Below are 14,673 nucleotides of genomic sequence, written 5' to 3'. Positions count from 1 at the left end.
TGGATCACTCCCGGATCCTGAGACGGAAGTCGCCGGAGTTCCCGCGCAGCTCCGGCGCATACATGGCCTCCGCGGTCGCGGGGAGCGCCTTGTAGGTGCCCGGAGTTTCCGCCCGCAACTGGTAGCGGAGGGAATGGGTGCCGCGCGGGAGGGAGCGGATGAAGAAATCCACCGTCTGGTCGCGCGGTTCCATGTAGGCCGCCAGCCCCGGCTCCCGGACATAACCGCTGAGGGCATCCACCGCTTCAAAACCCGCCGCCTTCGCGTCCGAGAACACCAGATATTCGTAGTCGTTCTTGCTCTCAAGGATCAGCTCCACCTCGATGCGGTCGCCGGAAGCGAGCGTGGCCCCATCCTCCAGCGGCTTCCGTTGCAGGCGTTCCTCCTGCTGGGATACCGGCTGCCCGGACCGGCCGACGGTGCCGCTTTTCTTCCCGGTTTCCGTGATCCTTGAAATCTTCCGGGTGACCTTCACTTCCAGTCCGGCCTCTCGCAGGCGGTCTTCCAGGCTGAACACCTCCAGGTAGGCGTTCGCATAGACGGTGCCGCCACCGGTGCGCCGGATGCCGACCAGATGTTTGCCGGGGGGGACGTCCTTGCCGGACAGGGTGAATGTTCCGTCGAAGGAGAAAAGGTTGTCCCGGTTGACCGCCACTTTCCCGAGGGGCTTCCCGTCCAGTGTCACCTCCACCTCCATTTCCGGCGCATCCTCGCCGCTCGCTTTCATGTATCCGGCGATCGCCTCGATGGCGTAGGCCGTGTCGCGGGTGGATTCCCACCAGTGGCTGTTCTTCCGGTTGTTCACCAGATACTTCACCAGTCCACGTGTGTCCGGGTCCGCCGGTTTCACGGCGGTCAGGAGTTTCAGGTACCATGCATGCGCCTCCACGGTGCTGCCGTACCAGTACCACCAGTAGCCGGAGTTCCCGAGATCCAGATGGACGGTCTGGTTCTCCTGGTCCCGCCGGAGGAACTGCGAGATCATCGTCAGGATCTCATCCCGCCATACGGTGTTGTTCAGCCGGTGGAGTTCCAGCCCCAGCAGCGCCTGTCCATAGACCGGAAGGTCCACCCGATCCCGGTAAAGGAGGGCCAGCATTTCGGCGTTCTCATCACCCGCCCGTCCGAGGATCTCACGGACAAAGGCATCGACCGCATCCGCTTTCGCCTTCTCCGGCAATCCGGACGGCTTCACTTCGGCACCCGCTTTCGTCTTTTCCTCCCGCCCGGCGAATCTCCTGAGGGCCTGGAGCTGCTCGTCCTCGTAGGCGGACAGCCAGGCAACCCCCGAAGCGAGCATGCCATCATTGATGGACGCTCCGGCCGCCTTTCCTGTCAGAAGGCCATGCACCACCACCGCGGTGGTGTGCGGGTAGGATCGCTCACCGTGTCCGGAGAACCAGCCCCACCCCCCGTCGCCATTCTGCATCGAGGCCAGCTTCTCCGTGCCGGATGCCACCATTTCCTTGAGTCTGGCTTCATCGAAAACAGGATTTCCCTGCCACTGCTTCCATTGCCGGGCGCGTTCCGCCGCGTCACCGAGTTCCTGTGGATTGAGGTTCGTGCGTTTGGTCCGGATCTCCGTGAGATTGAAATTCATGTCCTGCAACAACCGCTGTGCGATCACCGCCGGGATGAAACGGTTCAGCGTCTGTTCCGTGCAGCCATGGGGATACTCCGCAAGGTAGGGGATGGCGTCCACGACCGCTCCGGCCACCGTGGGGGAGAACCGGACGGTCAGCCTGGTCTGTTCCGCGCGCATCTTGTCCGGGACTTCCACAGGAATTTCAAGCGAAGGAACACCCGGTTCCAGAACGCGGCTCCAGGCATCCTGCCTGACCATGCCATGCACACGCACCGGGAGGTCACGCTCCACGGCGTCCCCGTCCCCCTGGGTTTCCGCCCGCATCCTGACCTTCGCGACACCTTCCGCACCGGCCTTCACCTTCCAGTCCACCCTGGCCTCCCCCTTCGGCGGGATTTTCACCGTCGATGGCTTTCCATCCACCGGTGTCACGGCCGTTCCCTCCAGTTCCAGAGAGACCTTCACTTCCTTCGCCACGGCATGTTCGTTGTGCACCACGGCGGAAAGGACCGCTTCATCCCGCTCCACCAGGAAACGCGGAGCCTGCAGGCGGACGAGCAGATCCTTCGAGGTGATGATCTCCGTTCCGCCCTCCCCCACGCGGGTGCCGCTGCCCAGCACCCACACCCGGGCTTTCCAGGTTGTCAGGTTGTCCGGAAACTCCAGCGGCACCTCCGCTGCTCCAGCCGCGTCCGTGGTGATCTCACCGGACCATTTCAGCAGATCCGCGAAGTCCTTCCGCACCGCGACGGCTGGCACCGCACCGCCGCCCGCATTTCCCTCCGCGTCCAGACCATCCGCCGCCGCCATCGCGGGAGCGGGAACGGAACCTTCCTTCATGCGCATGGACCCGCCCGCGGATTCCATGCCGAAGAAGACGGTACCTCCCCCCTCGTTGTCCCGGGCCAGCATCTCCATCTCCGGCTGCTTCTGCCTGACCAGGTTCCCCGCTGCGAAGGGAACGGAGCAGGAACTACGCGTTCCATAGTAGTTATTCCTCCACTTCCAGAAATACTCCTGGATGGGCGGGCTGTTCGGCCCCCCGGCGACCGCTTCCAGAGCTTTGTCGTACACAGCCAGCACCGCCTTGCCGACGACCGGATGGCCCTCCGCATCCTTCAGCGTGATCCTGAGCGCGGTCTTTCCCCCCGGCTCCAGCTTCGCCGCGGCGGGTTCCACCGTGACATCGATCATCTTGCCTGCGGGGGGGAGGAGCACTTCCCGGGCGACACTGTGGATCCTGGCACCGTGGACGGTCACGCCCTCGACGAACATGTTCGGCATGTCCCGCCGGTCCAGCGCCACCTCCACCTCCAGGCTCTTGCCATCCAGCCGGATGCGCCTCGCCTCCCGTCCGCTGGATCCACCCACGTGGAGGAAAAGCCACACATTGGCATCCACCTTGTCACTGTTCACGCGCAGGCGCAGCTTGTCGCCGGCGGCGTATTCCAGCTTGTCCGTAACCAGTTCCAGCGGGCCGAACCTCCAGTCCTTCGCTTCCGCACGGCCTTGGCCGTGGACGTTCAGGATGGTCGCACCCGCGCTGCCTCCACCTGCGAGGGAAAGCTCCGCGGCAAGGCGGTATTGCCCGGCTTCCGGGGCGGGGAATCTCTGCGAAATCCGCCCGGCCGCATCCGTCTCCACCGGCCACGAGGAAGCCTCGGTTTCCACCACCTTGCCGTCCGCATCCAGGGACAGGCGGAAAAGTTTCAGCGTCCCCCGTGCCCCCGCCACCGGCACCCCGGCCAGCGTTGCAGCGGAAACATTCGCCTCCACCGTCTCCCCGGGAGCCGTGAAGCCACGATCCGCCCATGTCACCACCTCGAACGGCTTGCGGGCCGCGATGACGCTGCCGGACCCGTGTTCCTCACGGCGGGAGGCATCGACCACCCGGGCCTCGATGGAATAGCGCGCGTCCATGTCGCCGTGGGTTTCAAGAACCTGCGCGGTGTCGACTTCCACGTCCACCGTCCCATCCGCGCCGATCTTCATGGTCCGCCGCAGGACCAGCTCATCCGGTGTCCACCTGCGGTTCACCATCCATGGTGAGGGTGGCGGCTGGCAGGACCATCCCCCCCAGCCCGGGTGCCACGCGGCATCCGTCCCGGGCCACCAGGCACCACGCCCATAGAGCCAGTCCCACCGGCCTGCGGGGAACCACCTTTCCGAAAGGGCGGAACGCTTCACGATCACCTCGACCTCCGCCTCCCTCACCGGCGCACCATGGAAGTAGGCGGCCTTCACTTTCGCTGAAAACTTTCCGCCCAGCTTCACGGGCACGGAAGGGGCCTCCACCGTGACTTCGAACTCCGGCTTCCGGAACTCCTCCACCCGGAACGCCACCGATCCGGACATCATCTCCGGAATGGAGAAAACCGCCTGCCAGCCCCCCAGCGGAGCGTCCTTCGGGATGACGACCTCCGCTTCCAGGGCACCCAGTTCGTCCGTCCGCAGGCCAGGTATCTTCAGGGCTTCCTCACCCCTGCCATTGAAGAGGGAGAGGGTGCCGGTGCGGTTCGCGTACTTCGCCTCGTCCGGCTCGAAGTAACCGACATTCCTGAGGAAGAACTTCACGTGCAGCTTGTCCCCCGGCTTGTAGAGGGGTCTGTCGGTGATGCCGTAGCTGATATCGCGGTTGCCGTTATCGAACGAGGGTTCCTCGACCATGAAAGGCTGGAAGCCGAAGAAGGTGGTGGCGCGCCCGGCTTTGCGGGAAATCGCCATCCATTCGTAGCCCGGTTCCATGTCGCCGGGTTTCAGGAGGGTCTTCCCATCCGCGTCCGTCGTGCGGGTGAACGACTTTGTCTGGACGTCCATCCTCCGCTCCTGCGGCGTTTTCCGCTCGCGGTTCACCGTGCGGTAGCCGAAGAACCCGATCTCCGCCCCCTCCAGCGGCGCTCCGTCCGCGGCGTCCGCCGTCCACCACTGCTTGCTGCCCGCCACATCCCGGTGAACCAGCACATGATCCACCACCCACACCAAGGTGTGGAAGCGGTTGCCGTTCTCCATTTCCGCGCTGATCCACCACGCCCCGGCCTTGCCCACCGGCACCTCCACCTCTCCCCGGGTGTTGCGATGACCCTCCGCGGGCGTGAGCGGCACCGTCCATTCCTTCTCCGGAGCACCCACATATTTCGACTGTTCCTCCCGGATGATCCTGGAGGCGATCGCGGATGGGTTGAGAAGCTCCCACTGCAGCTCAAGCGGGTTCCCCTTCAGATAGGAAATGGTGTCTCCCAGCACCGCATCCATGTCCACCGGTGCGGCGGTCAGCTTGACCGACACCGCATTCCGGAACACCAGCGGGATCCGCGGGTGGACACCCTTCTCCACGGTCTCCGCGATGCCGAAACGACCCCAGTTGCCGGTGATCTGGTCGAGCAGCTTCTTCCGGAAATCCTCCGTGCCGGGACCGTGGCGGGCAATCAGGGCTTCCAGCGCCTCCTCCGCCTTTACGAACTGGCGGCGGTTCAGGTAGGCCTGGGCCAGCGCGAAGCCGGCGTCCGCCCCGCTTCCGGGCGCATCCAGCACGGAACGATAGAGGGCGATGAAATGCCAGTCAGGCGGCAGCTTGAAGCGGCGGACACCATCGGACGTCTTCGCCAGCACCTCGTCATCCGCCAGCGTCTCCACGGAGAGGATGCCCTTCTCGCTCTCAGGATCACGGTCCCGCCACCAGCCGAACCCGTTGAGGGTGTCCACGCCGAACTGCGATTGGGAGAACCGGGCCAGCTCCATCGTCGCTTTCGCCGCGGCCTCAGGCCCCAGGGCGGCCCATTTGGAAAGCGCGAACCTCCACCGTTCCCCATCGTTCGCGGCGGCTTCCCAGGAAGCAGGGACGGCATAGAGGACCGGCGCATCCCCATTCCATGGCGCGCCCTCCGTGGCTCCCTCCGGTCCCCGCTCCTCCCACTCGGGGAGTTTTTCAAGAGGGGTGAGAAGCTGGAATTTCCATGCCTCATCCGACTTCAGCTCCGCGGCGAGCGTCGCCCACCCCTCCGCCACCACGGCCTCATCCCCGGGGTGCTTCAACGACTCCAGCAGCAGTTGCAACCGTCTCACGCGGTCGCGGTTTTCCGTTCTCAGCACGATCCCGCCGGCACCTGCCCAGCCGCGCTCGAAATTCCCCCCGATGATCCGCCCTGCCTGAGGGGCGTTCCGATAGGCATCCGCCGCCGCCTGCAGCAGCCTCATGTTCCCCTGATGTCCGGCGACCGCGGTTTCCACCAATCCATCGAACTCCGCCCACTCGTTCAGCCGTCCCAAGGCCGTCACCGCCTTGGTCAGATCCTCCCCGGACCGTGCGTCCGATACCGGCGAAAGCTTCTCCTTGTAGAACGTCACGGCGTCCCGCCACAGCCCCCGCTCGATGAGTTGCGCATATTCCTGCCGGAGAGCAGCCGGTTCCTGACCGAACGCACTCTGGACCACCAATGCAAAAACCGCGAAAACCGCAAAACCAAACGCCTTCATCGCAACCAATAAGACACGCGAAATCCGGAAGTCTTGGAAGAATTTTCCTCAATCGAGGCACAGCCTTGCGACCCGGCGGCATTTGGAAACCGATTCAGGGGAAAAGCCCCCTTGTTCCGTCGTTCCACGCGGCGTCCATCCATTCCCCGTCTTCCCCGGGTACATCATCGCCAGACCGGCGGCAATGGCTTCATCCGCCGAGGCACAAGCACCCTGCCCGATCTCATCGCGGACGAACTGTTCGAGCGTGGAAGCAAGGCTCCTTACCGGAACATCCCGCGGTCCTCCAGATGTCTCAACCACACCGGAAACGCGAGATCCGGGCAAAGCCGCCGCGCGACCGCGGCCAGCTCCGCCTCCGTCTTCGTGCCGTCGATTTCCGCGAGCAGCGGCCAGATCTTTTCCGTGAAGAGGCAGGGCGCGTGCCATGCGTCCACGAGCGGGATGCGCTCCCGCGCGCAGAGCAGGCGGAACGGATCGAGCCGCGGACGCTCCATTTCCCGGGCGATCCTCACCGGCTCTGTCCGCGCGCGCAGATGCCCGCGGGTGATGGCCTGGAAGACCGTCTTCGCGGCGGCGGGAAAGTCTTTCACGCCCATCTTCTCCAGCACCTCCGCGACCGGCACGCTGTCCGGCCGGAAGGAATCCAGCACATCCAGGAAATCCGAAAGCAATGGCGCAATGCCGGACGGCCCCACCTCCGGCGGGCGCACGGCCAGCTCCATCACCATGCCCGTGGTCATCCGGGAGGAAACCGGAGCATCCGCCCGGCACAGCAAGCCGGAGCGGAACGTGCGCTCCGCCATGGCATCCGCCGTCATCTGCATGCGCAGCGGGTCACCCACCAGCGGGGCCAGCGTTTCCCGGGCGGCGTCATCCAGGGATGACGGGATGTTTTCCGCGGGATTGGAATCGCCCAGCCAGCGCAGGCCGCAGGACACGGCGGCGGCGGCGAAGCCGTCGAGTGGCCACGGGTCGTTCATCGGCGCGAAGTCGTCGAAGGTCAGGATGTCCCCACCCTTGGCCAGCATGTCGTCGATGATGGCGATGATGTCCGCATGTTCCGCCATCACCTCGCGGAGGATGGCCAGCGCCTTCACCACATCCACCCCTTGCTCCTCCATAACGCGGCGCGCAGCGGCGACCACCGGCAGGCGTTTCTCCCACCCGGCCCACAGGTTGAAGCTGATGGTCGCCGTCCCCGACGGGCTGAGATGCCGGGCGCAGAATTCCAGCAGCGCTTTTTTCGCATCATCCGCCACCCAGGAAAAGACGCCGTGCGCGATGATGAAGTCGAACTCCTGCCCGGCCAGATCCAGCTCCCGCAGATCCGCCGCGATGAAGGTCGCGTTCCGGATGCCCGCTTCCGCCGCCCTCCTCCGCGCCTGGGCGATGGCTTCCTCCGAAATGTCCGCCCCGGTGCAGACGGCACCCGGCCAGCGTGCCGCCAGCGGCAGCAGGTTGTGCCCCGACGCGCAGCCGATCTCCAGGATGCGCGCGGTGGACAGGTCCGGCGGACGCAACCCCGCGAACCATGCGGCGACGGAGGTGGCCGCCGGATCCGTCGAGGGATGGCTCATCGGCGGATAACCGCGCGACTGGTAGAGTTCTCCGACCGCTTCGTTGCCCATATCCACTAGATGTATCGTAGTTTGATCCTCCCCCAGCACATGCGGTCCCGCCAGTTGGGGAACCGGCCGGTGCAGGCCTCCAGCACGGACGCCGGGGCCACCGCTTCACCCGCCACCAGCACCTCGTTCATGCTCTCCGGCGTCACCAGTGAGCGCACGGCGGGGTATTCCGCTTTCAGCGCCCTGCGCGTGAGCGACTGCATCGTCCGGTGGCCCTTTCCCGTGACCAGATTCACCGCCAGCAACCCACCGGGGGCCACCGCGCGCTTGAGATGCCCCATCAGCGCCGGATCCCACTGCCGCGGGCGGAAGACATCCGTCTTCCCCGCCAGGTAGATGTCATCGAAAACCACGTCGAACCGCCTGCGGTTGGCCGCCAGCCACGGGTAGGCATCCGCCACGTGCACACGGACACCGGTGGCGTCCAGGTCCATGTGTTCCCGTGCCAGTTCGACGATCTCACCGTCGATGTCCACGGCGGTGAACTCGCAGTCCGGCAGCAGGTGGCGCAGCGCGCGCAGGGATGTGCCGCCCGCCAGCCCCAGCATCAGCAGCGACTTCGGCGGACCGCCGGGCCGCAGCAGGGCGGACGCCGCGATGATGTCCCAGGCCAGGCCCGTCATGAACCGATGCCGGTGATGCGACGCGTGGATGGCCCCGGCCACGCGGAACTCCGTGGCCACGTCGGATTTCCAGATCTCGAGTTCCTGGTGGGATGTCCTGACCGTGGCCGCGCGCCGCATTTTCCGGATGATGCCGCTACCCTCACCCATGGGAAGGAAATTCACAGCCACCGGACATGACGTGCCTTCAAGCCGACAGCGACGGCGCGCCCGCCGGTCGCGTCCCCACCACGGATCAGAACCGCATCCCCAGGCCGATGGTGAAGCCCAGTGCATCGATGCCCGGGTTCGGGCTGGTCTGCCCGCCGTTGGAGTGGTGGACGAAATACGCGCCGCCCAGCAGCGACAGGTCCTTGGTGATCTGCTGGCGCACGCCGAGCTGGCTGAACCAGTTGAACGTGAAATCCTGGCCCTGGCCGTCGAAGACGTCCGTGCTGTTGGTCAGGCCCACGCCGCCGCCGATGGAGAAGAAGATGGAGGTCGTTTCCGAAGGGAACCAATACTCGATGGAAGGCGCGGCGGAGAGGCCGATGTAGTAGTCCTCCGGCCCGACGGTGATGGTCTCGAAGATGGCGGCGAAGCGGTTCCGCACCACCAGCCGGGAGCCGTCATTTCCGGAAAACCAGGTCCACATGGTGGGGCTGCGGAAGGTGAGCTGCGTGGGGATGATCTCGTAGTCAATCGAGGTGTTGTCCCCCACGTTCCAGAGATAGCCGCTCTCCACCACGAACTCCCATTCATCCGCCGGGTGGGCGGCGGCGGTGGTGGCCAGCAACAGCGGAGCGGAGAGGAAGAGGAGAGCTTTCATGGATGCCCTATCCTCGCCACCCCGCGCGGCCAACGCAAGGATGGATGGAGGGGCTGACCACAGGCGTAAAGGAAGTCCGCTGGGGAGCGGAGCTTGCTTGCCGGGAGGAACGACGCACCGCCGAAGCTCTCACGAGCTTCGCTACGCTTGCAGCAGACCTCCATCCCGTATCTCATTCCCGTCTCATGAAAACCCGTGCCCTCCTGCTGTTCCTCGCCTGCTTCCCGATGATGTCCATCGCCGCCGAAGAACCCGCATTCCTGCCGAAGAAGGTCGGCGAAATGGAGTTCATCGACATGAGGGACTTCGAGACGGAGGAGCAGACGCGCGGGCTGGGCAGAAGCTACCGCTATGAAGGGGACCGCCTGCTGCAGGCGGATATCTTCGTGTATGACAAGCGGATGAAGGGACTGAAGGACGGCATCGCCTCACCGGAGGCTGCCGCGGAGATCGAGGCGGTGCCGCACGTGCTGGAAAAGATGCAGGAGCTGGGCAAATACAAGGACGTGAAGGAACTGGAGAATGGCCGGAAAACCCATGCCGGCGTGCCATTCCTGTGGTGCCGCCACACCTTTGAACACGTGGTGGAGGATGAGTCCAGGAATCCCGGAGTGCGGGTGTCGGACACCTACATCCGCATCAAGGACGGGAAGTTCATCAAGGTGCGCATCTCCACACTGCAGGTGGACCTGGAGAAGGATCAGAAAAAAATCGACGCGCTGATGGCGGAGATCGCCCGGAAGGGGTGACCTTCAGCGATGGAGGGAGACCATCCTTCAACGCGGCAATGAGGAAGCCGGCTGCGCGTCACTGTTGCCGAAAACCGCTTCCAGCTTGCTGAGATCCAACGTGGCGCCGGGAACATCCGGATAGGCTTCAGCCAGCCATTTCATGCGCCGCACCCGGTTGGCGAGTTCCTTGTAGAACGCGGCCAGATAGGGCGCAGGCGGCTGTCCCTGCGGGGTGGACGCCACCATTTCCTCCAGCGAAGCGATGGTGCCCGCCATCCCGTCCGCCTGGATCTGGCTCCCCACGATGGCCGGGGCCACGCGCACCGCGACCTCCGGCGGAGCCTCCGTCAGCCAGCCGAGCGCGATCTTCGGGTCCTTTGCCGCCGCTCCGTTCAGCACGGACTGCCAGAACTCCGGCGGACGCTTGTCCTCCGGCTGTGACTGGAGCCACCGCCATGCTCCCTGTGGATCCTGCGCCGCCCATCCGGCGAGGATCTCGCGGCGGTTGAAGGTGTATTCATTCTGACCGTTGTGGGTGAAATATTCCATGGCATCCGGCCCGCCCACCTCTCCCACCCGGTTCATGAAAAGCCCCCACTCCGCCTCATGGAAGCGCCCCTCCGCGAGCGATTGCCGGATGTATTCCGTCCAGATGGTCTTCCAGTTTTCCGGTGTGACCTCATCCACCATGATCATCACGCGCTTGAACCGCTCCGTCCGTGAGGGGGCGGAAAGGGCGTGGTTCGCATAGTTCCGCAGGCCGTCCTCATCGCGTGGCGGACGCTCCCCGCGCAGGCCGCCATCACCGCCACGGTCACGCCCGGCAGAGGCGGCGGGATTTGGTTTGCGCCCACTCCGGGTGTCTTTCCCATCCGGCGCATCATTCTCTCCGCCACGGAGGCTTCCCCACACCACCACGGCGACGACAACCACCAACCATGCCAAGCGTTCACGGGTCCTGATCATTCCATGACATCATCCGAACGGGCGGATGATGTCAATGGATGAGGAGCGCGGGCACAGGGCGACCGTCCCACCGGTCACATGGACAACACGCCGCCGGGTTCATGCGGCTCGATCCTGATGTGATCGATCAACCTGACCTCTCCGAAAAACACCGCCGCGGCCAGGGTGGCGGGACGTTCCACCGTCTCCACCGGATGCAGGCTCTCCTCATCCACCAGTTCCAGGTAGTCGATGTGCGTCGGGTGGGAGGCCATGATTTCCTTCCGCGCGATGGCGATGATTTCCCCCGCGTCCCGGCTGTGCGAGTTCCGCGCCGCCGCCAGGGCAAAGCGGATGCGCGGCGCGGCCGCCCGTTGTTCCGGCGTGAGCCGTACATTGCGCGATGACATCGCCAGCCCGTCCTGCTCGCGCACCGTCTCATGGGCGATGATTTCCACCGGCACATCCAGGTCCCGCACCATCCGGCGGATCACCGCGAGCTGCTGGAAATCCTTTTCACCAAACACCGCCGCCTCACATCCCGTGATGAGGAAAAGCTTCAGCACCACCGTGCACACGCCGTCAAAGTGGCCGGGCCGGGCCGCGCCGCAGAGGTCCTTTGAAAGCACGCCCTCCGTCACCGTCACGGAGCGGTCCGCTTCATACATCTCCCCCGCGCCGGGGGCGAAGACCACATCCACACCCTCCGCGCGGCAGGCCGCCAGGTCGCTCTCCATCGGACGGGGGTATGCCTCCAGATCGGACGCGCGGTCGAACTGGATGGGGTTGACGAAAATGGAAACCGCAACCGTGCCCTGCGGACCCGCGATCTCACGCGCCCGGCGGACCAGCGAGAGGTGGCCCTCATGCAGCGCGCCCATGGTGGGCACCAGCACCACCGGCTTTCCCGCCGCGCGCAGCGTGCGCCTGACCTCCGCCTTCGTCGCGATGACTTCCATGCCGCGAATCTAGGACCGCCCCACTCCCGGTCCACTTCTTTCTGGTGGACCTCCCACACCCAACATCTAACGTCGGCGGATCATGCGCCCTCTTCTCATTTCCCTGCTACTTTCCGCAGCGTGCCACGCGGAGCTGCCGGACCCGCTCAAGCAAGCGGATGGCACGAAGATCACCACCAAGGAACAATGGGAGCAGTCCCTGCGCGCGGAGACGCTGCAAAAGTTCCGCGAGAACATCTACGGCGTCACGCCCGTCGGAAAGCCGGAGGGCTTCAAGGCCGTGGTGACGAAGGAAGTGCCGGACGCGCTCGATGGAGCCGCCACCGTGAAGTTCATCGAGATTTCCTTCAACACACCGAAGGGCGAGCGGAAGATCCGCCCCGTGGTGGTGCTGCCGAACAAGGCGGAAAAGCCGACCGCCGCCTTCCTCCTCATCAACAACCGCAAGCCGGACCTGCTGGACCCTGACAATCCCAACGGGTTCTTCCCCGTGCGTGAGATCGTCGCACGCGGCTACGCCGCCGTCGGCTTCCACTATGGCGATGTGGATGTGGACAAGAAGGACGGCTACGAGCGCGGCGTGCGCTTCCAGTATGATCCGGAAAAACCCGCCGATGACGCGTGGGCCTGCGTCGCCGCATGGGCGTGGGGTGCGTCCCGCGTGCTCGACTGCATCGAAGGCGAGCCGCGCATCGACGCGAAGAAGGTGGCCGTCGTCGGCCACTCCCGCGGCGGCAAGACCGCCCTCTGGGCCGGCGCGGAGGACCCGCGCTTCGCGCTCGTCATCTCCAACAATTCCGGCTGCACCGGAGCCGCCATCTCCCGCGGCAAGGTGGGCGAGTCCGTGAAAAAGATCAACGAACTGTTCCCCCACTGGTTCAACACGAACTACAAGAAATTCGGCGGCAAGGAAGATGAACTGCCCGTGGACCAGCACCAGCTCGTCGCGCTCATCGCCCCGCGCCCCGCCTATGTCGCCAGCGCCATCGAAGACACCTGGGCGGACCCGAAGTCGGAGTTCCGCTCCTGCGTGGAGGCCGCGCCGGTCTATGCGCTCTACGGCATGCAGACCACCGGCACCTCCGAATTTCCCGCCCTTGGCAAGCCGCTGCACACCGGACAGGTCGGCTATCACGTGCGTGAGGGGAACCACGACCTGAAGCTCGTGGACTGGCAGAACTTCATGGATTTCGCCGACCTGAAAGGACTTCGTTAGGCTTGCCGTAACAGTCTTGTCACTGCCACCGGGTTGCAAGACCCAGAGCGTGTGGCACTTTCCGCCGCATCACCTGCCAGCCCTGCGCTGGCATGATGAATGCTTAAGAAAGCGTGAGCATCTGATGCTCGAACACCCGAACGACAAGACATATGAACCTACGAAGTATTAGCCCCCGATTGCCCGACCCATCCATGGTCCCGTCCGAGCTTGCCCTCGGCGATACCTGGGATACCGAGGCAATCTCCGCCCTGATCCGTTCCAAGTGCGACCACGATGAGACGCCCGCCTTCCTTTTCCTTGGAAAGAAGGAAGCCGCGCTTCTCACCGGACACCTCGCACAGGTCTTCGGAGAAGAGTCCGTCGTGACCCTCAACGACACCTACTACATGGGCCTGGATGTGATCGAACTCGAAACCGAAAGCCACGTTTCGACCGGTGGACGCAAAGCCGTCCGCACGCTCCAGGATCCGATCGCCCGCCGCCCCGCATGGCGTGAGGCCGAGACGAACGCCCAATGGCAATTCCGCATCTGACATAACCGCTCCGCTGACGGCCCTCCGCAAAAACCATAGAGGGCCGTCAGCGAAGCGAGTGAGGTGACCGCTACGGAATTTTTCAGAAGCCGCCCCGAAACGGGCGGCTTTTTTCGTGCCGCTGGGAGCGCCGGTCTCCAGACCGGCATCTTCCGGCAGGGTCGGCCCGGGCCGCCGAAGCTGAAATGCGGGTGGAGCGCTCCGCTTGTCCAGCTTCCCCGGCCTCACAGCCACGTCGCGGCTCTGCCATTCATCTGATGGTCGCTTCGCTCCCAGCGCCTCCCGAATTGACATCTGCCTCCGCCGGGAGGCATCCTGAGAGACGGTAGAACCGCGCCAACCAACATGAAATTTCTATCACTGGGAATAGCCGCGCTCATCATCGCCGTGATCGTCTTTGTTTTATCCATCAGCAACAAAGACAGCCATTCACAAGCGTCCCGTGAACACTCCTTCACCCCGGAAAGAAAACGAACAGACGTCAGCGGCACTGAATTCCGGAGCCGGAAAGAAAACGAGGACCGGACGGACTTCGCCCATCGACCCAGTGATCTGTCTGCCGTCGATGTGATCGCAAAATATCGCCGCATCGTAAAACGTCGCCCGCCTTACAGACTGATAGGGACTGACGGCAGACTGACACATGGAGCCATTGAAGCTGCCTCCTTGACCACTGAAGAGGCTGCCAGGATTCAGATTTCTTATGATGACCTAACGACCAGGATGCGGGCCGTCCTATCAAACAACATGTCGAAGATCAAAATCTCCGGCGATGACGAAAACATCAGAACTTACCGGATCAAGCCCTTCAAGGAAGAAGGCGAAAGACAGTTCGGGGAGTTTCTCGATTCCCTTGGTTCCATCGTCGGTGAGCAACGTGCATGGGAACTGGCAAAAAGTATGCCTGTGGATGGCATGGCGGGAAGACTCGGGGCCAATGAAATCATCATTTCCATCGCAGATCGCGAAAGCAATTTTCCAGCCAGTCCGCTACAGCCAGCAGAGCAGAAACCCTCTCAGCGTAGAGCGAGGGTTGAATATCGCGATCCACTCACCAATGATGTGGTAGCGTCGAAAACGTCATTCATAGGGCTATTCGGACAGGATCTTTTCGGTTATATCCCCGAGTAGCCGCCTGGAGTCCGGATTTTTTTCCCGTCCCCGGG

The 14,673-nt window shown here is 64.1% G+C and carries 10 protein-coding genes; 4 read left to right on the top strand and 6 right to left on the bottom strand.

The window, feature by feature from the left end; translation table 11 throughout:
• Nucleotides 1-4 precede the first annotated feature (4 nt).
• The 4 genes from KF712_20110 to KF712_20095 form a co-directional block, all read right to left on the bottom strand.
• On the bottom strand, nucleotides 5-6,016 hold the full coding sequence (locus tag KF712_20110) for a hypothetical protein (protein ID MBX3743301.1): 6,012 nt from the start codon (nucleotides 6,014-6,016) through the stop codon (nucleotides 5-7).
• 305 nt (nucleotides 6,017-6,321) lie between these two features.
• Nucleotides 6,322-7,689 (bottom strand): methyltransferase domain-containing protein, encoded by a 1,368-nt coding sequence (locus KF712_20105; protein ID MBX3743300.1) that lies wholly within the window; start codon nucleotides 7,687-7,689, stop codon nucleotides 6,322-6,324.
• 5 nt (nucleotides 7,690-7,694) lie between these two features.
• Nucleotides 7,695-8,462: a methyltransferase domain-containing protein gene (locus KF712_20100; protein MBX3743299.1), complete on the bottom strand. Its 768-nt coding sequence runs from the start codon at nucleotides 8,460-8,462 to the stop codon at nucleotides 7,695-7,697.
• Between the two features lie 85 nt (nucleotides 8,463-8,547).
• Nucleotides 8,548-9,120, bottom strand: a complete 573-nt coding sequence (locus tag KF712_20095) for an acyloxyacyl hydrolase (protein ID MBX3743298.1) — start codon at nucleotides 9,118-9,120, stop codon at nucleotides 8,548-8,550.
• Nucleotides 9,121-9,305: 185 nt separating this feature from the next.
• Here KF712_20095 and KF712_20090 point away from each other — a divergent pair, with 185 nt between their 5' ends.
• Nucleotides 9,306-9,869, top strand: coding sequence for a hypothetical protein (locus tag KF712_20090; protein ID MBX3743297.1), 564 nt, complete (start codon nucleotides 9,306-9,308; stop codon nucleotides 9,867-9,869).
• A gap of 27 nt (nucleotides 9,870-9,896) precedes the next feature.
• Here the strand turns inward: KF712_20090 and KF712_20085 are convergent, their stop codons facing one another.
• Together KF712_20085 and panC are read right to left on the bottom strand one after the other, a co-directional pair.
• Complete coding sequence (locus tag KF712_20085) at nucleotides 9,897-10,817, bottom strand: hypothetical protein (protein MBX3743296.1); 921 nt, start codon at nucleotides 10,815-10,817, stop codon at nucleotides 9,897-9,899.
• A 74-nt stretch (nucleotides 10,818-10,891) separates the two neighbouring features.
• Nucleotides 10,892-11,755: a pantoate--beta-alanine ligase gene (panC, locus tag KF712_20080; protein ID MBX3743295.1), complete on the bottom strand. Its 864-nt coding sequence runs from the start codon at nucleotides 11,753-11,755 to the stop codon at nucleotides 10,892-10,894.
• 82 nt (nucleotides 11,756-11,837) lie between these two features.
• Between panC and KF712_20075 the strand changes: the two genes are divergently transcribed.
• The 3 genes from KF712_20075 (at nucleotide 11,838) to KF712_20065 (ending at nucleotide 14,638) form a co-directional block, all read left to right on the top strand.
• Nucleotides 11,838-12,971, top strand: coding sequence for an acetylxylan esterase (locus KF712_20075; GenBank protein ID MBX3743294.1), 1,134 nt, complete (start codon nucleotides 11,838-11,840; stop codon nucleotides 12,969-12,971).
• 194 nt (nucleotides 12,972-13,165) lie between these two features.
• On the top strand, nucleotides 13,166-13,507 hold the full coding sequence (locus KF712_20070) for a hypothetical protein (GenBank protein MBX3743293.1): 342 nt from the start codon (nucleotides 13,166-13,168) through the stop codon (nucleotides 13,505-13,507).
• 345 nt (nucleotides 13,508-13,852) lie between these two features.
• Complete coding sequence (locus KF712_20065) at nucleotides 13,853-14,638, top strand: hypothetical protein (GenBank protein ID MBX3743292.1); 786 nt, start codon at nucleotides 13,853-13,855, stop codon at nucleotides 14,636-14,638.
• Nucleotides 14,639-14,673: the final 35 nt, after the last annotated feature.

Source organism: Akkermansiaceae bacterium (assembly GCA_019634595.1).
Classification (GTDB): Bacteria; Verrucomicrobiota; Verrucomicrobiia; order Verrucomicrobiales; family Akkermansiaceae; genus Luteolibacter.
This window is presented reverse-complemented; position numbering and strand designations above follow the sequence as displayed.